Here is a 19,643-nt window from a genome sequence, read left to right as displayed (position 1 = left end):
GCGCGGCCCCCCTTTTCATGGGAAGGCCAGCATGGATTTTCTTCTTCCGGCGGATCAGATGGCCATGCTCCTTTGGGGTTTGCGCACGACGGTCCTGCTTTTCACCGTCGCATGGGTCGGGGCCTTTGCGCTTGCCGTGATCCTCGTCACCGTCCGGGCAACCGAATACCGGCCCTGCCGCTGGATCGTCGATGCCTTCGTGGCCTATCACCGCAACGTGCCGCTGCTGGTGCAGGTGATGTTCTGGTATTTCGGCATGCCCGAGATCCTGCCCGAGGGCATCCGCTTCTGGCTTTACGACCACAATGCCGAATTCTCGCTTGCCGCCATCGCGCTGGCGCTTGGCAGTTCCGCCTATCAGGCCGAGGATATCCGCAGCGGGCTGCGCGCCATTCCCGCGACCCAGTTCGAGGCCGCGCGTGCCCTTGGCTGCAACTACCTTCAGACGATGCGCTTCATCGTCGTGCCGCAGGCGCTGCGCATCTCGCTGCCGCCGCTGGTGGGCCGGGCGCTGCTTCTGTTCAAGAACACCTCGGTCGCGATGGCCATCGGCGTGGCCGAACTGACCTATCGCACGCGCGAGATCGAGAATATGACCTTCAAGACCTTCACCGTCTTCGGCATCGCGACCGTGCTTTACCTGCTGGGCACCTTCGCGCTGATGGGCCTTGGCGCATGGCTGGAACGCCGCACCACCCCCGGCCGGAAGGAGCGTCGCCATGCTTGAGATCATCTCCAACTACTGGCTGACCTTCCTGATCGGGCAATACCCGAACGGTCCCCTCGGCGGGCTTGCGATGACGATGATCGTCGCGGTCCTCAGCATCCTGATGTCCTTCCCCATCGCCATCGGCATCGCGATGGCGCGGCTTTCGGCCTGGGGCTGGCTGCGCATGGCCAGCGCGGCGCTGTCCAGCTTCGTGCGGGGCATTCCGCTCTTGATGCTGATCTTCTGGTGCTATTTCGTGATCCCGATCATGACCGGCTATGCAGTCAGCGGCTTCTGGACGCTGGTCGCCGCGCTGACGATCTACGAGGCCGCCTACCTGTCCGAGGTGATCCGTGCCGGCATGGCCGCCGTCCCCAAGGGCCAGACCGAGGCCGCGCGGTCCCTTGGCGGGGGCTACTTCCTGACCCTGCGCAGCGTGGTCCTGCCGCAGGCGCTGTTCAACGTGCTGCCGGGGATTACCAGCCAGTTCATTTCCACCATCAAGGAAACCTCGCTGGGTTACGTGATCGCGGTGAACGAACTGACCTTTGCCGCCAACCAGGTCAACAACCAGCTTCTGACGCAGCCGCTTCAGGTCTTTACCATCCTGGCCGCGATCTACTTCCTGCTGTGCTTCCTGCTCTCGCGCGGGCTGTCCGCGCTTGAATTCTCCATCCGCAGAAAGAGAGGTCTGATATGACCGCGCCCGTCATCGTCCGCTTCGATCAGGTCAACAAATGGTATGGCCAGAACCATGTCCTGCAAGACGTCTCGCTTGAGGTCGCAAAGGGCGAGGTGGTCGTGGTCTGCGGCCCCTCGGGGTCCGGCAAGTCGACGCTGATCCGCACCATCAACGCGCTGGAACCGATCCAGAAGGGCAGCGTCACGCTGAACGGCACGGCGGTCCACGGCAAGGGCACCGACCTGAACAAGCTGCGCCAGAGCGTGGGCTTCGTCTTTCAGCAGTTCAATCTTTTTCCGCATATGAGCGTGCTGGACAACGTGACCTTCGCGCCCATCCGCATCCAGAAGCGTCCCCGCGCTGAAGCCGAGGCGCTGGCCCGCGAATTGCTGGCCCGCGTCGGCCTGGCCGAGAAAGAGGGCAGCTTTCCCGGCTTCCTGTCGGGCGGCCAGCAGCAGCGCGTCGCCATCGCCCGCGCCCTGGCGCTGCGCCCGCCGGTGATCCTGTTCGACGAACCGACCAGCGCGCTGGACCCCGAAATGGTGGGCGAGGTGCTGCAAGTGATGAAATCGCTGGCCCGCGACGGCATGACCATGATCTGCGTCACGCATGAGATGGGCTTCGCGCGTGAAGTCGGCGACCGCGTGATCTTCATGGATCAGGGACGCATCGTCGTTGATACGACGCCCGAATTGTTCTTTGATGCCCCCGACCACCCGCGGGTCCGGCGCTTCCTGTCCGACGTCAGGGGCGAGCACTGACCCGCCCCCGCCGGAAGGGCCGCGATGTTCACGCTCAAGCAGTTACAGGCGTTTTGCGCCAGCGCGAGGCTGGGCAGCTTCACCGATGCCTCGCGCCAGTTGCTGATGACGCAATCCACGGTGGCCAAGCGCATCGCCGAGCTTGAGACCGCCATCGGCGAGCCGCTGTTCATCCGCAACGGCAAGACCCTGCGCCTGACCCGCGCGGGCGAGCGCCTGCTGCCCGAGGCGCAGGCCATGATGCGCCAGCACGAACGCATCGTGCAGACGATGACCCCGGCCTCGCATATGGAAGGCCATATCCGCATCGGCGCGACCGATCTGGTCGGGCTGACATGGCTGCCCGCCCTGATCCAGGAGGTCCGCCTGCGCTATCCCAAGATCCGCGTCATGCCCGAGATCGACGGCGGCGTCCGCCTCTATGAACGGCTCGAGCGCAATGAACTGGACATCGTCATCATCCCCGGCCCCTTCGCCAGCCCGGCGATGAATGTCGCAGCCCTTGGCCGGATCAGGAATGCGTGGATGGCCAGCCCGGACCTTGAACTGCCCGACGGCATTCTGACGCCGCAGCAGATTTCCGCCCTGCCGATCATCGGCCAGCCCGACAATTCGGCGCTGACGATCCTTTATCGGTCGTGGTTCACGGAAAACGGCTTCGATCTGAACAACGTGCTGTCGTGCAACAGCCTTGGCATGGTGGCCAAGCTGACGACCTACGGGCTTGGCGTCAGCTACCTGCCGGTGGATTACTTCGCCCCCCTGATCGACGAGGGCCAGCTACGCATCGTCGAGGCGACCCCCGACCTGCCGCCGGTCACCTATTTCGCGATCACGCGCCGCCTGCCCTCGCCCCTGATCGACAGCATCCTTGCGGTGATCCACGAGGTTCAGGATTTCGGCCCCCTGCCCTGAAGCACCCGCCTTTCCCTTCCCGCCGATATCGGCCAGAATGCGCGCTGATTTCGCCCATCCAAGCCGGAGCCTGCCCGCATGACCGAGACGACCGAACCGCGCCTGACCTCGCTGTCCCACGGAGGCGGCTGCGGCTGCAAGATCGCCCCCGGCGTGCTCGAAGGCATCCTGCGCAGCGCGCCCGCCCTGCCCGTCCCGCCCGAACTGCTGGTCGGGACCGAGACCTCGGACGATGCCGCCGTCTACCGGATCAACGACCGCCAAGCCGTGGTCGCGACCACCGATTTCTTCATGCCCATCGTCGACGATCCCACCGATTTCGGGCGCATCGCCGCGACCAATGCGATCAGCGACGTCTATGCGATGGGGGCCACGCCGATCTTCGCACTGGCGCTGGTGGGGATGCCGGTCAACCGCCTTTCCACCGCCACCATCGGCGCGATCCTTGCCGGGGGTGCGGCGGCCTGTCAGGCGGCGGGGATCGTGGTCGCGGGCGGCCATACCATCGACTCGGTCGAGCCGATCTATGGGCTGGTCGCCATCGGCCTGGTCGATCCCGCGCATCTCAAGCGCAATGCCGATGCGCGGGCGGGCGACGTGCTGATCCTGGGCAAGCCTTTGGGCGTCGGCATCTGCTCGGCGGCGCTGAAGAAAGGCGCGCTGGACGGCGCGGGCTATGCGCGCATGGTGGCGACGACGACGCGGCTGAACACGCCCGGCCCCGACCTGGCGCGGCTGGAGGGCGTCCACGCGATGACCGACGTGACCGGCTTCGGCCTTGCCGGCCATGCGCTGGAAATGGCGCGCGGCGCGGGCTGCGCGGTGCGGCTGGACCCGACCCGGCTGCCGGTGCTGGAAGGCACGCGCGATCTGATCGCGGCGGGCCATGTCACCGGCGCATCTGCGCGCAACTGGGACAGCTACGGCGCCCGCGTCAGGGCGCCCGGCCTGCCCAATGCGGATCGCGCGCTGATCACCGATCCCCAGACCAGCGGCGGGCTGCTGGTCGCCTGCGCCGCGGACAGCGTGGATCAGGTGCTGGCCTGCTTCGCCCGCCACGGCTTTGCCGAAGCCGCCGTCATCGGCGGGATCACGCAGGGCGAGGGGCTGCATATCGGCTGAATTGGCGGAAGGAAGTGGGAGTCGAACCCACCCGGGACAGGCTCGCTGCCCCAACCGGTTTTGAAGACCAGCCGCCCCACCGGGGACGATTTCCTTCCGTGATCGCCGCCTAGCCGGAAAACAGGTCGGCGCGATGCGGGTTTATGCGACGTAAATCGCCACGGCGCAAGGTCAGGCCGAGGCGGTCGAAGAAATCGAGGATCTCGATCGCGACCTTGCGCCCGTTCTGCACCCGGTCGCGAAAGGCCGGGGCGGTGAACCAGCCGTCCTCGGCCTCGCGCGCGACGTCGTGAATGATCGCCACCATTTCCACCGTGACCTCGCGCGCGAAGAAATGGTCCCGCGCGATCTGGTCGGTGCGGCCAAGACGTTGGGTCAGCTTCATCACGCGGCGCACCTCGCGTTCGTCCATTCCGAATTCGGTTGCGAAATCGCGCACGCGCGGCGGGCGGAAGCGCCCCTCGCCCAGAAGCAGGGGCAGGATGCGCTGGAAAAGCGCCTCGTCCTCGGGGGCAAGCGTGACCTCGTGGCCCGGCAGCCGCAGGAAGGCGCCGTCCAGCACGATGCGGCGCGCGCCGGCCTCTTGCCGCAGGAAGGTCAGGAATTCCTCCTTGGGCAGGCGCGGGGTCAGGGTCATCCGCAGCTTCTCGCGCCCCAGCCCGGCCAGATCGGGGTTTTCCGCGTGGAAATCGCCCAGCACCCGGATCAGGTCGGCGCGCAGGACTTGCAGGCTGTCGCGCGACAGGGCCAGCGGGCCGATGGTCTCGGCCCCGGCCTTGGCGATCAGGTCGGACAGGGTCTCGGGGGCAAGGCCCCGGTCGCGCATGAAGCCGGGCATATCCACCGGCGCCAGCGCCAGCGTGGCCGCCAGCGCGCGGGCGGGATCGGTCTCGCGCGCGGCGTCCAGCAGCGCCAGCCGCTGGGGCGTGCCGCGCTTGCGGGCGGGGGGGCGCAGGTCCAGGAAGCGCCCGCCGCCGATGGTGCGGCTGGCCGAGGTGTCGCGCAGGATGAAACGGTCGCCCGCCAGCGCGGCGATGGGACGGTCCAGCACAAGCTGGACCAGCCCGCTTTCGCCCGGCGCAATCGGCCCGGCCAGCGGCACGATCCGCGCGCCGAGTTCAACGGAATGGCTGTGCAGGTGGACCGGGAACCACGTGCCGATGGCGCGTGGCTCGCCCGCCAGCACCGACAGCCGGGCGTCGATGCGCTGCGTGGGGGCGTGCAGCGCGGGGGTCAGCACCATGTCGCCGCGATGCAGCGCGTCCTTGGAAATGCCCTCGCCCGCGAGGTTCAGCGCGCATCGCTGCCCGGCCAGCCCCTCGGCGGATTTGCGGTTCTGCGCATGGATGCCACGCACCCGCGCCACTTGGCCCGAGGGGCTGACGGTGACGATGTCATCCACCGCGACGCGCCCCGACAGCACCGTGCCCGTGACCACCGTGCCCGCGCCGGACAGGGTAAAGCTGCGGTCCACCGCCAGCCGGAAGGGACCGGCGGCGCGGCGCTGCCCCGTTTCCGCCTCGGCCACGATCAGCGCATCGCGCAGGGTGGCGATCCCCTCGCCCGTGACCGAGGACACCGCCATCACCGGCGCGCCGCGCAGGCCGGTCCCGGCCAGTGCATCACGAATCTGCGCCGTCACCGCCTGACGCCGCGCGGCGTCGGCAAGGTCGGCCTTGGTCAGCGCGACGATGCCGCGGGTGATGCCCAGAAGCCCCAGAATTGCCAGATGCTCGCGCGTCTGCGGCATGATCCCGTCATCGGCGGCAACGGCCAGCAGCGCCATGTCGATGCCGCCCGCACCGGCCAGCATGGTGTGGATCAGCCGCTCATGCCCCGGCACATCGACGAAGCCGGTGACCCTGCCGCCGCCCAGATCGGCATAGGCGAAGCCTAGGTCGATGGTGATGCCGCGCGCCTTTTCCTCGGCCAGCCGGTCGGCATCGGTGCCGGTCAGCGCATGGACCAGCGCGGTCTTGCCGTGGTCGATATGGCCCGCGGTGCCTACGATCATAGCGCCGCCAAGGCGTCCAGCAGCGCCGCGTCGTCATGCAGGCAGCGCAGGTCCAGCACCAGCGCGCCGTCGCGGATATGGCCGATCACCGGCACCGGCAGCGCCCGCAGCCGGGCCGACAGCCGGTCGGGCGCATCGCCCCCCTTGCCGGTCAGGCGCAGCCCCGCGCTAGGGATCGTGTCGGTGGGCAGCGCGCCCGAGCCGATCTGGCTGGCGCAATCGCAGGGCGCGGCGTGGAAGCCGAGCGGGGCCAAGGCCGCCGCCACCTGCGGGGCAAGCCCCGCGGCTTGTGCTGCGATCTGCGCCTGCGGGCGGGCAAGGTCGCGCAGGGTGGGCAGGCGCTCGGCCAGCCGGTCGGGGTCGCGGTAGAGGCGCAGCGTGGCCTCGAGCGCCGCGATGCGGATCTTGTCCAGCCGCAGGGCGCGTTTCAGCGGGTTGCGGTTGATCTGCGCGATCAGCTCGCGCCGCCCGACGATGAAGCCCGCCTGCGGCCCGCCCAGCAGTTTGTCGCCCGAGAAGGTGACGATATCCGCACCCTCGGCCACGGCTTCGGCCACGGTCGGCTCGCGCCGCAGCCCGTAAGCCGACAGATCGACCAGCGAGCCGGAACCCAGGTCGTTCACCAGCGCCGCCCCCGCCGCTTGCGCGATGGGGGCCAGCGCGCTGGCGGGCACCTCGGCGGTGAAGCCCTCGATGCGGTAATTCGAGGGATGGACCTTCAGGATCACCCCGGTTTCCGGCGTGATCGCGGATTGGTAGTCGCGGGGATGGGTGCGATTGGTGGTGCCGACCTCGACCAGCTTCGCGCCGGCGCGGGCCATGATGTCGGGCATGCGGAAGGCACCGCCGATCTCGATCAGTTCCCCGCGCGAGACCACGGCCTCGCGCCCCTCGGCCAGCGTGTTCAGCGCGATCAGCACGGCGGCGGCGTTGTTGTTGACGATGGTGGCGTCCTCGGCCCCGGTCAATTCGCGCAAGAGCCCGCGCAGGTGGTCGTCGCGCTGGCCGCGCCCGCCGCCGTCAAGGTCGAACTCCAGCGCCAGCGGGTTGGCCATCGCGGCGCGGGCCGCCTTGATCGCGGCTTCGGCCAGCAAAGCGCGGCCCAGATTGGTGTGCAAAACCGTCCCGGTCAGGTTCAGCACCGGACGCAGGCCGGAGGTCGCCGACCGCGCCAGATCCTCGGCCAGAGCGGCCTTGATGCCCTGCGCCAGCGCCGCCCCATCAGCCCCTTCGTGGATCGCCTGACGCGCAGCGTCCAGCCGCGCCCGCAGCCCTGCGATCACCGCCGCGCGGCCATGCCGGGCCACCAGCGCCTGGCCCGCCTGCCCTTGCAGGAACTGATCGACGGAAGGGAGCGCGCGGAAATCCTGCATCAATAGCCTATCAGATAGGGGTTGAACCCGCCCCGCCTGTAATCGGTCTTTCCCATCAGCATGTCCAGCCCGACCGAGCCGATGTCGTCGGCCACCGGGTCAAGGCTGGGGTTCTTCGCAAGGTAGAAGATCTTGACCCATGACTTGCACTCGCGGCAGATCTCGGCCTTCACCGTGGCATCAGTGGTTTCGACCGAGCGATAGCCGATCCCCTTGGTCGAGCCGCAGCAGAGGCATTTCACCCGCACCTCGTTCCATTGCGTGGCGCAGCAGGCGCAGGTGGCGTAGCGGATGTTCTCGATCCCCTGCCGGGCCATGACCGAGGATGTGACCGGCTTGCCGCCGCAGGACGGGCAAACCCCGGTGCCGACCGGGACCAGCGCATCCGCGTCCAGCGTGGCGGACAGCCGCGCCAGATGGACCTGCACGGCGGCGGCGGCAAACAGATGCGGGGCGGTGCTGTCCTCGGGGACGTGATCGGAAAGGATATTCGTCAGCAGCCAATGGCGGTCGCTTTCGCTGGCGGCGCGCACGGCGTCCAGCGCCAGCCGCGCGGGGGCGGGCATTTCCAGATCAGTCGCGCCCTCGCACAGCGCATCCAGCACCTGCGCCAAGGCCGGATCGGTGACCAGCGACAGCCGGTCGATGGGGGGCATTTCCCCTTGCGCGGCCTGCTTTTGCCGCGCGGCTGACACGGGCTGGACGGCGGGCAAGGTCACGCAAAGCCGCGCCTGCAAGCGGGCCAGATCGGCCAGGAAGCGCAGATAGGGCGCCAATTCGCTGGTTTCGGCCAGAAAGGCCAGCCGCTTGGCGCGGGTCTGGAACAGCGCCACCGGGTCGGGCAGGAAGGCGAAGGGCGGGGTCGGCACTCCGCCGATCATCGAGGGGTCGGGTTGCACATCCTGCGACATGGACGCTCCGCATATTGTAAGACCCGCTGCGCAGGCCGTTGAAAGGAAAAGGCCCCCCGCGCGGGCGAAGGGCCGGTTTTCGGACCGCTTTCAGGGCGTCATTCTGCCTTGCGGCCGTCCTCGCGTCCAGCCAGTTCCCGCAGCCATTTGCGATGGTGGCGGAAGGCCCAGCCCCCGGTCACGGTGCCGCGCGTCATGGCACGCAGGGTGCCGCGCGTCCAGAAGGCCGCGTAGACATGCAGGATCAGGATCAGGACCGAGCCGACGGCGGCCAGCGCATGGATCACCACCGCCACCCGGCGGGCAGGGATCGAGACGAGGCCGGGGAAATATTCCTCCCAGATCATGACGCCGGTGACGGCCATGGTGACGATCAGGACCGTCATGCCCCAGAAGACCAGCTTCTGCCCGGCATTGTATTTGCCAAGTTCGGGCAGGTTTTCCTCGTTGCCTTTCAGGACGTCGCCGATGTTGCGGCTCCACTCGACATCCTCGCGGCGGGGCAGGTTCAGCTTCCACATCTGCAAGAACAGCCCAAGGAAGCTGACCGCCAGCACCACGCCGACGATGGGATGCAGCCAGCGCGTTGTCTGGCCCCCGCCGAACAGTCCGGTCAGCCCGTAAAGCGCGGGGTGGAAGAAGGCGAAACCCGACAGGATCAGCACGACCATGCAACCCGCCGTCAGCCAGTGATTGGCGCGGGTGAAGCCGCGATAGCGGTTGACCACCACGGGCTTTTTCGCCTCGATCACATCGCCGCGGGCGGAATAGACAAGCTTATCCTTCGACATCACGCCTGCCCTCCATCGTTATCCCGACCGCCCTGATCGACCAGCACCTCGGCCTCTTGCTCTTCATGCTCGGACACCTCGTTGGGTCGGGCAAGCAACCCGTGCAGCACCGCGCCCGCAGCCGCCAGACCAGCGACCGCCATCCCTGCCGTCTTGGCCGGGCCTTTCCAGCCCTGAACCAGCGGCGAGATCTGCGGATCGTCCGGCAGCCCCGCGTAAAGCGAGGGCTGGTCGGCATGGTGCAGCACATACATCACATGCGTGCCGCCGACGCCTTGCGGATCGTAAAGCCCGGCATTGTCGTAGCCGCGCGATTTCAGATCCTCGATCCGGCCCTCGGCCTTGGCGATCATGTCCTCTTTCGTGCCGAAAGAGATGCATTCGGTCGGGCAGGCCTTGGCGCAGGCCGGGCCTTGCCCCACCGCCACGCGGTCGGAACAGAGCGTGCATTTCTTCGACACATGCGCGGTCTTGTGGATGCGCGGGATGTCGAAGGGGCAGCCCTGCACGCAATAGCCGCAGCCGATGCAGTTGTCGCTGATAAAATCGACGATCCCGTTCGAATATTGCACGATGGCGCCGGGGGCCGGGCAGGCCTTCAGGCAGCCCGGATCCTCGCAATGCATGCAACCGTCCTTGCGGATCAGCCATTCGAAGTCGCCCGTCTGCGGGTTCTCGTATTCGGTGAACCGCATCAGGGTGAACATCTCGGGCGTCAGGTCGTGGGGGTTGTCGTAAACCCCCACGTTTTCCTCAAGCGCCGGATGGGTGTCGTTCCATTCCACGCAGGCGGCCTGACAGGCCTTGCAGCCGATGCATTTGCTGACGTCGATCAGCTTGGCGACCTTGGTCAACTGCCGTTCGGGCTGCGGCACGTTCGACGTCGCCGAAACCCGCACCACATCCGAGGGCAGAAGGTTCGACTCCATCGGCTGAACCGGGGGGTTCGCCTGCGCCGTGGTCGGTTCGGGAGCTAGATCCTTCATGCGATCGCGCCTCCTTCCGCGGGTTCGATGTTCACAAGGAAGGCCTTGAACTCGGGCGTGCTGATATTGGCGTCGCCCACGACAGGCCCCAGCGTGTTCGGGCCGAAGCCCTTGCGCGCCGCGCCCTTGAAGCCCCAGTGGATCGGGATGCCGACGACATGGATGGTCTTACCATCGCAAACCATCGGCCTGATCCGCCTGGTGACCACGGCCTTCGCCCAGACCTGACCGCGATTGGACCACACCCGGACCCTGCCGCCCTTCTGGATGCCTTTTTCGGCGGCCAGTTCCTCGCTGATTTCGACGAAGAATTCGGGCTGCGTCACGGCATTGGTGACGTTGTGCTTGGTCCAGTAGTGGAAATGCTCGGTCAGGCGATACGAGGTCGCGACCAGCGGAAACTCGTCGCTGGTTCCCAGGTCGGCCAGGTCACGCTCGAATATCCGCGCGACGGGGTTGCCCCGCATCGAGGGGTTGAGCGGGTTGGCCACAGGGCTTTCGAACGGCTCCATATGGGTCGGGAAAGGCCCGTCCCGCATCAGCCTGCGGCTGAAGAACCGGCTGGTGCCCTCGGGGTTCATGATGAACGGGCCGACCTCGCGCGGGTTGGCCGTGACGGCGATGTCGGGGACATCGGGACCGACCCAACGCTCGCCGTTCCATTCGATCAGCACCCGTTCGGGATCCCACGGCCTGCCGTCCAGGTCGCAGGACGCCCGGTTATACAGGATGCGCCGGTTGGCGGGCCAGGCAAAGGACCAGTTCTGGTGAACGCCCATGCCGCTGGGGTCGCTGTTGTCGCGGCGGCCCATCATGTTGCCGTCCTCGGTCCAGCAGCCGGCATAGATCCAGCAGGCGCCGGCGGTGGTGCCGTCGTCGCGCAGCTCGCCAAAGCCCGAAATCTGCTGGCCCGCCGGGCGCAGCACGGTTTCGGGATCGGCCGGATCGGTCAGGTCCGCAAGGGCCTTGCCGTTCAGCTCCTTCGCCAGTTCCTCGGCGGTGGGATGCAGCGGATCGGCGTAATCCCAGGCGACGTTCAGGACCGGCTCGGGAACCTTGCCGCCCTCTTCCTCGTAAAGCTTGCGCACACGCTGGTAGATGTTGGCCATGATCTCGTTGTCGGTCTTGGCCGTGCCGGGCTGGGTCGCCCCCTTCCAGTGCCATTGCAGCCACCGGCCCGAGTTCACCGTGGCACCTTCGTCCTCGGCGAAACAGGTGGTCGGCAGTTCCAGCACCTCGGTCTGGATCGAGGCGGAGTCCACGTCGTTATAGGCGCCGTGGTTTTCCCAGAAGGCGGCCGTTTCCGTCTCCAGAGGGTCCATGACCACCAGAAGCTTCAGCCTGGAAAACGCCTCGGTCAGCTTGCCCCGGTTGGGGAAGGACAGGATCGGGTTGAAGCCCTGGCAGAAATAGACGTTGACCTCGCCCTTCGACATCATGTCGAACATGCGCATCCCGTCGTATTCCGCCACGTCCAGCTTGGGCAGCCAGTCATAGCCCCAGCCGTTTTGCGCCGTGGCATTGTCGCCCCACATGGACTTCATGAAGCTGACCATGAACTTGCGGTAATTCTGCCAGTAGCTCATCTGGTTGGGCCGCAAGGGCGCGTTGGCGCGCGTGGACATGTAGGTCTCGAAGTCGGGTTCCGAATCCTTCGGCATCGCCAGATAGCCGGGGATCAGGTTCGACATCAGCCCCACATCGGTCAGGCCCTGGATGTTGGAATGGCCGCGAAGCGCGTTCATGCCCCCACCCGGAACGCCGATATTGCCCAGCAGAAGCTGCAACATCGCCATGCCGCGGATGTTCTGCGCGCCCTTGGAATGCTGGGTCCAGCCAAGCGCATACATCGAAGTCATGGTCTTGTCCGGCGTCGAGCATTCGCCGATCATCTCGCAGATCTTCAGGAAACGCTCTTTCGGCGTCCCGCAGACCTTTTCCACGAATTCGGGCGTATAGACATCGACATGGGCCTTGAGCAGGTTCCACACGCAGCGCGGATTCTGCAAGGTCTCGTCGGTCAGGACATAGCCGTCCTCGCCGATCTGGTATTCCCAGCTTTCCTGGTCGTAATTGCGCGTTTCCTCGTCATAGCCGGTGAACATGCCGTCCTGCCAGCCGAAGTCCTCGCGCACCAGATAGGACATGTTGGTGAAGTTGCGGACATAGTCCCACTGCACCTTGTCGTTCTCGATACACCAGCGGATCACCCCCATCAGGAAGGCGATGTCCGAACCCGGACGGATCGGCGCGTAGTAATCCGCGACCGAAGCCGAGCGGTTGAATCGCGGATCGACCACGATCAGCTTGGCGCCGCGGTTGTGCTTGGCCTCGGTCACCCATTTGAAGCCGCAGGGATGCGCCTCGGCAGCATTCCCGCCCATGATGATCACGAGGTCGGTATTCTTGATGTCGGTCCAGGAGTTCGTCATCGCTCCACGGCCAAAAGTCGGGCCCAAACTGGACACCGTGGGGCCGTGTCAGACGCGCGCCTGGTTGTCGAATCCTACGATCCCCATCGAGCGGACCACTTTCCAGGTCGCCCATGCGGTTTCGTTGGTGGTCGCCGAGGCGGCGAGGAACCCGGTCGTCGTCAGGCGGTTGACCGGAACGCCCTGCTCGTTTCTCTCGATCAGGTTGGCGTCGCGGTCGTCCTTGAGCGCGCGGGCGATCTTGTCGAAGGCCTCGTCCCAGGAAACTTCCTGCCAGCGGTCCGAACCCGGTGCGCGATAGCGCGGATGGGTCAGGCGGGTTTCCGACTTGACGAAGGATTTCAGCGCCGCGCCCTTGGGGCACAGCGTGCCGCGGTTGGTCGGGTGGTCGGCGTCGCCTTCGACGTGGATCAGCTCGGCGGTTTCACCGGCAGCGATGTCGCCTTTCGAATAAAGGATGATGCCGCAGGCGACCGAGCAATAGGTGCAGATGTTGCGCGTCTCGGTGGTGGTGGCCAGCTTGAAGTCGCGGACATGGGCCTGAACGGCGGCTTCCGCTGCGCCGAAGCCCATGGCCCCAAGTGTCGTCGCCGCCGCACCTGCCCCCGCCAGCCTTAGAAAGCCGCGTCGGGAAAGGTCGATATTCATGGGACCTCCTGTTACCTGTCGAATGGATGGGTATGTCTGGACCTATTCTCGGCCCTTTGCGCGGCGGGGTCAAGCGCCCCGGCTGCCCGTGGCCCAAAATCTGGGGTTGAAGAAACCGACAGAAATACAAGGAAATCGGGCACAGGCATGCACCGCCCCGGCGTCCGGGGGCAATCCGGTGGGCACGGGCCGCCCGCGTGAATGGCGCAGGGAAATCCATGATATGCTTGCGGCTTTTCCGGCGACCTGCGACAAGATTACCCGGCGGGTCCGCATGGGTGCGCCCGCCCATCATGCCAGCACAGCCAGAGAAAGGATTCTCATGCCAGCCCACCATCCAGTTCTGACGCGGCGCGTCGTGGCGATGGTCCTTGCCCTTCCGCTTGCCTCTGCCGCCCTGGCGGGCGACGAGGACTGGGCGGATACCTGGGTCCTTGCCGGGCCTTGCGCCAATTGCCACGGGCTGACCGGGAACTCGCCCGGCGCGATCCCTTCGCTGGACGGGTTGTCCGAGGATGAGCTTGTGGCCCGCATGACCGCATTCCGCGAAGGCACCGCCGATGCGACGGTGATGACCCGGCTGATGAAGGGTTATGACGACGAACAGATCGCGGCGCTGGCCGGCTGGTTCGTCATGATGTCCGAAACGAACTGGTTCGAAGTTGGGGTGGCGCAATGACGACAGGGCAAACGGCGGGCAAGACGACACGGCGCAATGTCCTTGCGGGGATCGGGGCGGCAGGCATGGGCGCACTGGCCATGCCCGCGCTGGTCCGCGCGCGGGCGGGCATGGCGCATGTGGTCGTGATCGGCGGCGGCTTTGGCGGCGCGACTGCGGCGAATTACCTGCGCCGGCTGGACAGTTCGGTCTGGATCACCGTGATCGAACCGAACGCGAATTTCACGACCTGCCCCTTCTCGAACCTTTATCTGGGCGGGCTGCGGGACTGGGACAGCATCACCCACGGCTACCACGGGTTGCGCGGGGCGGCGATCCGGGTGCTTGAAACCACAGCACAGGATGTCGATTCCGTCGCGCGGCGGGTCACGCTGGCCGATGGAACGGTGCTGGATTACGACAAGCTGATCCTGTCGCCCGGCATCGACATCCGCTGGAACGCGCTGGAGGGCTATGACGAGGCCGCCGCCGAAATCGCGCTGCACGCATGGAAAGCCGGGCCGCAGACCCAGGCGCTGAAGGCCCGGCTTGAGGCGATGGAGGACGGCGGCACCTTCGTCATGTCGATCACCGACGGCGCCTTTCGCTGCCCGCCGGGGCCGTATGAACGTGCCTCTATGGTCGCGCATTACTTCAAGACGCACAAACCGGCATCCAAGATCCTGCTCTTGGACAGCAAGGAAAGCTTCTCGAAACAGGGGCTGTTCCAGCAGGGCTGGCAGGCGCTTTACGGCGACATGATCGAATGGGTCGGCCAGACCGACGACGGCCAGGTGCTGCGCGTCGATGCGCAGGCGGGCGAGGTCGAGACCGCCTTCGGCACCACCCACCGCGCCGATGTGCTGAACGTGGTGCCACCGCAAAAGGCGGGCTGGATCGCCGACCGCGCCGGGGTGACGGATGCGACCGGCTGGGTGCCCGTCAGGGGCAGCACCTTCGAATCGACGCTGGTTCCGGGGATCCATGTCGTCGGCGACGCCACCATCGCCGCGCCGATGCCGAAATCGGCCTTTTGCGCCAATGCGCAGGGCAAGGTGGTGGCGGCGGTCATCGCGGCGGAACTGGCGGGACGCGAGCCGCCGGCCGCCAGCTTCGCCAATACCTGCTACAGCCTTGTCGGCCCGGACTGGGGCATCTCGGTCGCCGGGGTCTATCGCGCCGAGGGCGATACCATCGTCGAGGTCCCGGATTCGGGCGGCGTCAGCCCCATCGACGCCGATGCCGCCTTCCGCCGGGCCGAGGCCGAATATGGCGCGAGTTGGTATGCCGCGATCACCGCCGACACCTGGGACGCGGCATGAATGCGGTGCTGCTTGGGCTGATCCTGGGCGGCATCTTCGGCGCCGCCGCGCGGGCCGGGCGGTTCTGCCTGCTGCGCGGCATGAAGGGCGCGATGGGGCAAGGCGATCTTGCCCCGCTGCGCGCCTTCGCCCTGGCGCTGGCCGTGGCGATCTGCGCCACGCAGGCGCTGGCGTGGCAGGGGTTGACCGACCTGTCGGCCACCCTGCCCATGCGCGGCGCGGCGTCATGGCCGGGAATGTTCGCGGGCGGCGCGATCTTTGGCCTGGGGATGGTGCTGGCCAATGCCTGCGGGGCGCGCTCGGTCGTGCTGGCGGCGGGGGGGAACATGCGCTCGGTCCTGGTGCTGATGGCCTTGGGGCTGAGCGCGCAGGCCAGCATGACGGGGGTGCTGGCACCCCTGCGCGGCTGGTTCCAGTCGCTGGGGCAGGCCCGGCCCGCCACCACCCTGCCCGACCTGCTGGCCGGAATGGGGCAAGGCCCGGCACTGGCCCTGTCGGTCGGCCTGCCCGCCCTGCTGCTGGCCGCATTCGCCCTGCCCCTGCTGCGGCAAAACCGCCTCGACGCCGCTTGCGCCGCCGTGATCGGGCTGGTGGTCGCCGCCGGCTGGTGGGCGACCTTCGCGACCGACGACCCTTTCGATCCGCGCATCCTGACCTCGATCAGCTTCGTCGGGCCGGTGGGCGACGGGCTCTTGTGGCTGATGCTTTCGACCGGGCGCGCGCTGAGCTTCGGCATCGCGGTGGTCGCGGGAACGGCGCTTGGCGCGCTGGCGGCGGCGCTTCTGATGCGCGACCTGCGGCTGGAAGGCTTCGGCTCGGGGGCGCAGATGCAGCGCGCGCTGGCGGGCGGCGTGCTGATGGGCTTTGGCGGGGTGCTTGCCTTGGGCTGTTCGATCGGGCAAGGTCTGAGCGGTGTATCAACTTTGTCGCTGGCCAGTCTGGTCGCGTTTTCGGGTATCCTTGCCGGAATTGCGGTTGCGCTGGTCCTCTTTCGCAACCGAACCTCGTAAGGAACCGATCCGATGATCCGACGCCGCAGTCTCCTGGCAGGAGCGCCGACGCTTGCCCTTGGCATGGGGCTTTTGGGCAGGTCCGCCCTTGCCGCCCCCGTCGCCCTGACGTCTGAAACCACGCTGATGCCGCGCAGCGGGTCGGGTCCGCGCATCGTCGTCTGCGGCGGTGGCTGGGGCGGGCTGACCGCCGCGCGCTACCTGCGCGAGGAAATCCCCGGCGCCGAGGTCATCGTGCTGGAGCGTAACCCGATCTTCTGGTCCTGTCCCATGTCGAACAAATGGCTGATCGACGTGGTGGATACGACCTATCTGACCCATGACATGCTGGCCCCCGCCAACCGCCACGGCTATCATCTGGTGCAATGCGAGATCACCGGGATCGAGCGCGACAGGAAGCTGGTGCGCACATCCAAGGGCAATGTCGATTACGATTTCCTGATCCTGGCAGGCGGCATCCGCAACGCCTATGATGCGTGGTTCGGCGACGACCGCGCGGCGGCGGAATATACGCGCACGCATTTCCCCTCGGCCTATATCCCCAATGCCGAGCATCTGGCGCTGAAGAACAAGATCCGCGATTTCAAGGGCGGCACCATCGTCATGACCCTGCCGCCGCCGCCCCATCGCTGCCCGCCCTCGCCCTATGAGCGCGCCTGCGTCATGGCCTGGCATTTCAAGACGAACAATATCCCGGCGAAGATCCTGATCCTGGACCCCAAGCCGGGCATCGCCCCCATCGGCGGCGGCTATCGCGCGGCGTTCGAGGAACTTTATCCCGACATCATCACCCATGTTCCCAATGCCGGGGTGCGCGAACTGGACCCCTGGAACAAGCGCATCATGACCGAGGCGGGCGATTTCGATTTCGACGAGGCGGTGCTGATGCCGCCGCACCAGGCATCCGACATGGTGTTCCATGCCGGGCTGATCGGCACCGATGCCGAGGGCAGATCGACCGGATGGGCCGACATGGACCCGCGTTATTTCCATGCCAACAGCGACGACAGCGTCTATATCGTCGGCGACAGCATGGGCGCGATCTCGCCCCATTTCGGCCATTACCCGAAAAGCGGCCATGTCGCGAATTACATCGCCAAGATCGTCGCCCGCAACATCGGCCAGCGCGTGCGCGATCAGGAAGTGGTGGCGGAACTGCCGGACAACCTGTGCTATATGCTGGTCAACGGCGACCCGCGCGAGGCGATCTCGGTCGAGTTCCTTTATGACGTCGGCGCGGACGGGCTGGTTCACCAGACCCAGATCGACATCGACGTGCGCACACCCGACCTGCTGGAGGAAGACTTCGTATGGGCACAAGGGATGTTCGATGACTTCCTTCGCTGAGATCGACCGCCGGAAACTGCTGCTGACGGGGACCGCGCTTGGCGCGGGCCTCGCCTCGGGCCTGTGGCCCGGCCTTGGCTCCGCGCAGCAGCCCGAAAGCAGCGCCGCGCCGCAGCCCGACGATGCCGAAGCCGACCGCATCGCCGCCGAATTCCTGGGCGGCGCCACCCCTGCGGCCCAGGGTCTGGTGCTGGACCTGCCCGCGCTTGGCGACAACCCCGCCGCCGTGCCGGTGCGGGTGCATCTGACGGACCCCCTGACCGACACGGTTTTCTGCGAAGAGCTGATCGTCCTGGCCCAACGCAATCCCCGGCCGCTGGCCTGCCGCTTTCGCTTTACGCCCCTGACGGGTTCCGTCGATGTCGCGATGCGGTTGCGGCTGATGGAAAGCATGGGCCTGCGCGCGCTTGCCCGGATGAGCGATGGCCGCTTCCTTGAAGCCCGCGGCGAGATCACCGTCGCCGCCGGCGGCTGCGGCATGTAAGGAGCAAGCGATGAGCAGACCCCCCCGCATCTGGATCAGCAACGAAACCCCCGCACCGGGCGAGATCGTCCGCATCCGCGCACAGGTCGTCCACCCGATGGAAACCGGCTTTCGCTTCGGTCCCGACGGCCAGCCCTTGCCGGAAAACATCGTCACCCGTTTTCAGGCGATGCTGGACGGTGAATTGCTGATGGAATGGCAACCCGAAACCGCCGTCTCGCAGAACCCTTATATCGAATTCACCTTCGCCGCCCTGCGCGGCGGCCTGCTGCGCATGGTCTGGACCGATGACAGCGGCGATATCGCCGAGGCCGAGCAAGAGATCGTGCTGGCCGGATAGGCCCCGCCGCAAGCGCGCCTTGCGGCCTAATGCGCGGCGCGTTCGGCCCAACCGGCGAAGATGCGTTCCAGCGCGACGACGGCGTAATAGAGAACGATCCCCAGAAACGCCAGCGCGATCAGCACCGCGAACATCAGCGGGTAATTGCTGTTGATCTGCCCCGACAGGAACAGCGCCCCCAGCCCCTTGCCGTGGCGAGACGATCTCGACCAGGTTGGTGCCGATGAAGGCCAGCGTGACCGAGACCTTCAGCGCACCGAAGAACTCGGGCAGGGTCTTGGGCAGCGCGATCTTGCGGAAGATGGTCAGCTTCGAGGCCCCAAGCGCGGCGAGGATGTCGTTATATTCCGGCTCCAGCGTGGACAGGCCGATGCCCACCGACACCGCGATGGGAAAGAACGAGATCATGAAAGCCATCAACACCGTGTTCAGGTCGTGCTGGCCGATGAAGATCAGCGCGATCACCGGAACCAGCGTCGCCTTGGGAATGGCGTTGAAGCCGACCAGCAGCGGGTAAAGCCCCTCTCGCGCGATGCGGGAAAAGCCCATGACCATGCCCAGAAGCGTGCCGAAGACGACCGCCAGCCCAAGCCCGACCACGGTGCGCCACAGCGTTTGCCAGCCCATTTCCACGAACATGGTGCGATATTGCCAGAAGGCGGCCGGAAGGTCCGAGGGCGCCGCCATCTTGTAGGTCGGCCAGCCGTTGGCCCAGACGACCAGTTCCCACAGCAGCAGAAAACCGATGATGGCGGCCAGCGGGATGAGTATCTTCTGCGTCCAGTCCCTCATGGCGCCACCTCGTCGCGGCGTTGTGCGATTCGGATCTGGTCGCGCAGGACATGCAGCATATCCGTGGCCTCGGGCGTATAGAGAATGTCGATGTTGCGGTCACCGGGCAGATCGACCGGCAGGACGTATTGCGTCCGTGCCGGGCGGCCCGACAGGACCACCACCTGATCGCCCAGAAAGACGCTTTCGCGCAGGTCATGGGTAATCAGGACGCCGGTGAACGGCTCGGCCGCGCGCAGGTCGCGCATGGTCTGCCAAAGGTCTTCGCGGGTGAAGTTGTCCAGCGCGCCAAAGGGTTCGTCCATGATCAGCACGCTGGGCTTGTGGACGATGGCGCGGCACAGGC

General features: G+C 66.6%; 17 protein-coding genes, 1 tRNA gene and 2 pseudogenes. 11 read left to right on the top strand and 9 right to left on the bottom strand.

All coding sequences use genetic code 11. From position 1 onward, the window contains the following. Window positions 1-58 precede the first annotated feature (58 nt). The 5 genes from Q0O97_RS10510 (at window position 59) to selD (ending at window position 4,189) form a co-directional block, all read left to right on the top strand. On the top strand, window positions 59-727 hold the full coding sequence (locus Q0O97_RS10510; protein WP_294928501.1) for an amino acid ABC transporter permease: 669 nt from the start codon (window positions 59-61) through the stop codon (window positions 725-727). Next, window positions 720-1,409: an amino acid ABC transporter permease gene (locus Q0O97_RS10505; RefSeq protein WP_294928498.1), complete on the top strand. Its 690-nt coding sequence runs from the start codon at window positions 720-722 to the stop codon at window positions 1,407-1,409. Before Q0O97_RS10510 ends, Q0O97_RS10505 begins: the two co-directional genes overlap by 8 nt. 11 nt (window positions 1,410-1,420) lie before the next feature. Next, a complete protein-coding gene (locus Q0O97_RS10500) occupies window positions 1,421-2,152 on the top strand; it encodes an amino acid ABC transporter ATP-binding protein (RefSeq protein WP_366125254.1) in 732 nt (243 codons plus the stop codon). A gap of 24 nt (window positions 2,153-2,176) precedes the next feature. Continuing rightward, entirely contained in the window at window positions 2,177-3,067 is an 891-nt protein-coding gene (locus tag Q0O97_RS10495) for a LysR family transcriptional regulator (protein WP_294928493.1), read from the top strand. Between the two features lie 78 nt (window positions 3,068-3,145). After that, window positions 3,146-4,189, top strand: a complete 1,044-nt coding sequence (selD, locus tag Q0O97_RS10490; protein ID WP_294928490.1) for a selenide, water dikinase SelD — start codon at window positions 3,146-3,148, stop codon at window positions 4,187-4,189. A gap of 2 nt (window positions 4,190-4,191) precedes the next feature. Here selD and Q0O97_RS10485 read toward each other — a convergent pair. From Q0O97_RS10485 to fdnG, 7 genes are all read right to left on the bottom strand, one after another. Continuing rightward, window positions 4,192-4,287: transfer RNA gene (locus Q0O97_RS10485), tRNA-Sec, on the bottom strand. A gap of 11 nt (window positions 4,288-4,298) precedes the next feature. Beyond that, window positions 4,299-6,203 carry a selenocysteine-specific translation elongation factor gene (selB, locus tag Q0O97_RS10480; protein ID WP_294928487.1) on the bottom strand — a complete coding sequence of 635 codons (1,905 nt, stop codon included), beginning with the start codon at window positions 6,201-6,203 and terminating at the stop codon, window positions 4,299-4,301. Further along, on the bottom strand, window positions 6,200-7,576 hold the full coding sequence (gene selA, locus Q0O97_RS10475; RefSeq protein ID WP_294928484.1) for an L-seryl-tRNA(Sec) selenium transferase: 1,377 nt from the start codon (window positions 7,574-7,576) through the stop codon (window positions 6,200-6,202). The genes selB and selA overlap by 4 nt, the downstream gene beginning before the upstream one ends. After that, window positions 7,576-8,487, bottom strand: a complete 912-nt coding sequence (gene fdhE, locus Q0O97_RS10470; RefSeq protein ID WP_294928481.1) for a formate dehydrogenase accessory protein FdhE — start codon at window positions 8,485-8,487, stop codon at window positions 7,576-7,578. Before fdhE ends, selA begins: the two co-directional genes overlap by 1 nt. Before the next feature lie 98 nt (window positions 8,488-8,585). Beyond that, complete coding sequence (locus Q0O97_RS10465; RefSeq protein ID WP_294928478.1) at window positions 8,586-9,278, bottom strand: formate dehydrogenase subunit gamma; 693 nt, start codon at window positions 9,276-9,278, stop codon at window positions 8,586-8,588. After that, window positions 9,278-10,264 carry a formate dehydrogenase subunit beta gene (gene fdxH, locus Q0O97_RS10460; RefSeq protein WP_294928475.1) on the bottom strand — a complete coding sequence of 329 codons (987 nt, stop codon included), beginning with the start codon at window positions 10,262-10,264 and terminating at the stop codon, window positions 9,278-9,280. Before fdxH ends, Q0O97_RS10465 begins: the two co-directional genes overlap by 1 nt. Continuing rightward, window positions 10,261-13,344 carry a formate dehydrogenase-N subunit alpha gene (gene fdnG / locus Q0O97_RS10455; RefSeq protein WP_294928472.1) on the bottom strand — a complete coding sequence of 1,028 codons (3,084 nt, stop codon included), beginning with the start codon at window positions 13,342-13,344 and terminating at the stop codon, window positions 10,261-10,263. Before fdnG ends, fdxH begins: the two co-directional genes overlap by 4 nt. A gap of 322 nt (window positions 13,345-13,666) precedes the next feature. Here fdnG and Q0O97_RS10450 point away from each other — a divergent pair, with 322 nt between their 5' ends. The 6 genes from Q0O97_RS10450 to Q0O97_RS10425 are packed head-to-tail and all read left to right on the top strand — an operon-like array spanning window position 13,667 to window position 18,505. Continuing rightward, complete coding sequence (locus tag Q0O97_RS10450; RefSeq protein WP_294928468.1) at window positions 13,667-14,023, top strand: c-type cytochrome; 357 nt, start codon at window positions 13,667-13,669, stop codon at window positions 14,021-14,023. Then, window positions 14,020-15,324 carry an NAD(P)/FAD-dependent oxidoreductase gene (locus tag Q0O97_RS10445; protein ID WP_294928465.1) on the top strand — a complete coding sequence of 435 codons (1,305 nt, stop codon included), beginning with the start codon at window positions 14,020-14,022 and terminating at the stop codon, window positions 15,322-15,324. Before Q0O97_RS10450 ends, Q0O97_RS10445 begins: the two co-directional genes overlap by 4 nt. Next, window positions 15,321-16,334, top strand: coding sequence for a YeeE/YedE family protein (locus Q0O97_RS10440; protein ID WP_294928462.1), 1,014 nt, complete (start codon window positions 15,321-15,323; stop codon window positions 16,332-16,334). The genes Q0O97_RS10445 and Q0O97_RS10440 overlap by 4 nt, the downstream gene beginning before the upstream one ends. 12 nt (window positions 16,335-16,346) lie before the next feature. Continuing rightward, complete coding sequence (locus Q0O97_RS10435; protein ID WP_294928459.1) at window positions 16,347-17,681, top strand: FAD/NAD(P)-binding oxidoreductase; 1,335 nt, start codon at window positions 16,347-16,349, stop codon at window positions 17,679-17,681. Next, on the top strand, window positions 17,665-18,165 hold the full coding sequence (locus Q0O97_RS10430) for a thiosulfate oxidation carrier protein SoxY (protein ID WP_294928454.1): 501 nt from the start codon (window positions 17,665-17,667) through the stop codon (window positions 18,163-18,165). The genes Q0O97_RS10435 and Q0O97_RS10430 overlap by 17 nt, the downstream gene beginning before the upstream one ends. Before the next feature lie 10 nt (window positions 18,166-18,175). Further along, the gene (locus tag Q0O97_RS10425; RefSeq protein ID WP_294928451.1) at window positions 18,176-18,505 is read left to right on the top strand and encodes a thiosulfate oxidation carrier complex protein SoxZ; all 330 of its coding nucleotides are present in this window, start codon (window positions 18,176-18,178) and stop codon (window positions 18,503-18,505) included. A 26-nt stretch (window positions 18,506-18,531) separates the two neighbouring features. On the opposite strand, the pseudogene Q0O97_RS10420 reads toward Q0O97_RS10425, so the two are convergent. Together Q0O97_RS10420 and Q0O97_RS10415 are read right to left on the bottom strand one after the other, a co-directional pair. After that, window positions 18,532-19,297: pseudogene (locus Q0O97_RS10420) on the bottom strand (ABC transporter permease). After that, window positions 19,294-19,643, bottom strand: a pseudogene (locus Q0O97_RS10415) (ABC transporter ATP-binding protein); the annotation flags it as partial. The pseudogenes Q0O97_RS10420 and Q0O97_RS10415, both read right to left, overlap by 4 nt.

Origin of the sequence: uncultured Paracoccus sp. (assembly GCF_945915435.1) — a bacterium.
Taxonomy (GTDB): domain Bacteria; phylum Pseudomonadota; class Alphaproteobacteria; order Rhodobacterales; family Rhodobacteraceae; genus Paracoccus.
This window is presented reverse-complemented; position numbering and strand designations above follow the sequence as displayed.

Bases quoted from the DNA above. Each gene is read 5' to 3' on its own strand.
- Q0O97_RS10510 (WP_294928501.1), top strand. From the start codon at position 59: ATGGCCATGCTCCTTTGGGGTTTGCGCACGACGGTCCTGCTTTTCACC.
- Q0O97_RS10505 (WP_294928498.1), top strand. From the start codon at position 720: ATGCTTGAGATCATCTCCAACTACTGGCTGACCTTCCTGATCGGGCAA.
- Q0O97_RS10495 (WP_294928493.1), top strand. From the start codon at position 2,177: ATGTTCACGCTCAAGCAGTTACAGGCGTTTTGCGCCAGCGCGAGGCTG.
- selD (WP_294928490.1), top strand. From the start codon at position 3,146: ATGACCGAGACGACCGAACCGCGCCTGACCTCGCTGTCCCACGGAGGC.
- selB (WP_294928487.1), bottom strand. From the start codon at position 6,203: ATGATCGTAGGCACCGCGGGCCATATCGACCACGGCAAGACCGCGCTG.
- selA (WP_294928484.1), bottom strand. From the start codon at position 7,576: ATGCAGGATTTCCGCGCGCTCCCTTCCGTCGATCAGTTCCTGCAAGGG.
- fdhE (WP_294928481.1), bottom strand. From the start codon at position 8,487: ATGTCGCAGGATGTGCAACCCGACCCCTCGATGATCGGCGGAGTGCCG.
- Q0O97_RS10465 (WP_294928478.1), bottom strand. From the start codon at position 9,278: ATGTCGAAGGATAAGCTTGTCTATTCCGCCCGCGGCGATGTGATCGAG.
- fdxH (WP_294928475.1), bottom strand. From the start codon at position 10,264: ATGAAGGATCTAGCTCCCGAACCGACCACGGCGCAGGCGAACCCCCCG.
- Q0O97_RS10450 (WP_294928468.1), top strand. From the start codon at position 13,667: ATGCCAGCCCACCATCCAGTTCTGACGCGGCGCGTCGTGGCGATGGTC.
- Q0O97_RS10445 (WP_294928465.1), top strand. From the start codon at position 14,020: ATGACGACAGGGCAAACGGCGGGCAAGACGACACGGCGCAATGTCCTT.
- Q0O97_RS10440 (WP_294928462.1), top strand. From the start codon at position 15,321: ATGAATGCGGTGCTGCTTGGGCTGATCCTGGGCGGCATCTTCGGCGCC.
- Q0O97_RS10435 (WP_294928459.1), top strand. From the start codon at position 16,347: ATGATCCGACGCCGCAGTCTCCTGGCAGGAGCGCCGACGCTTGCCCTT.
- Q0O97_RS10430 (WP_294928454.1), top strand. From the start codon at position 17,665: ATGACTTCCTTCGCTGAGATCGACCGCCGGAAACTGCTGCTGACGGGG.
- Q0O97_RS10425 (WP_294928451.1), top strand. From the start codon at position 18,176: ATGAGCAGACCCCCCCGCATCTGGATCAGCAACGAAACCCCCGCACCG.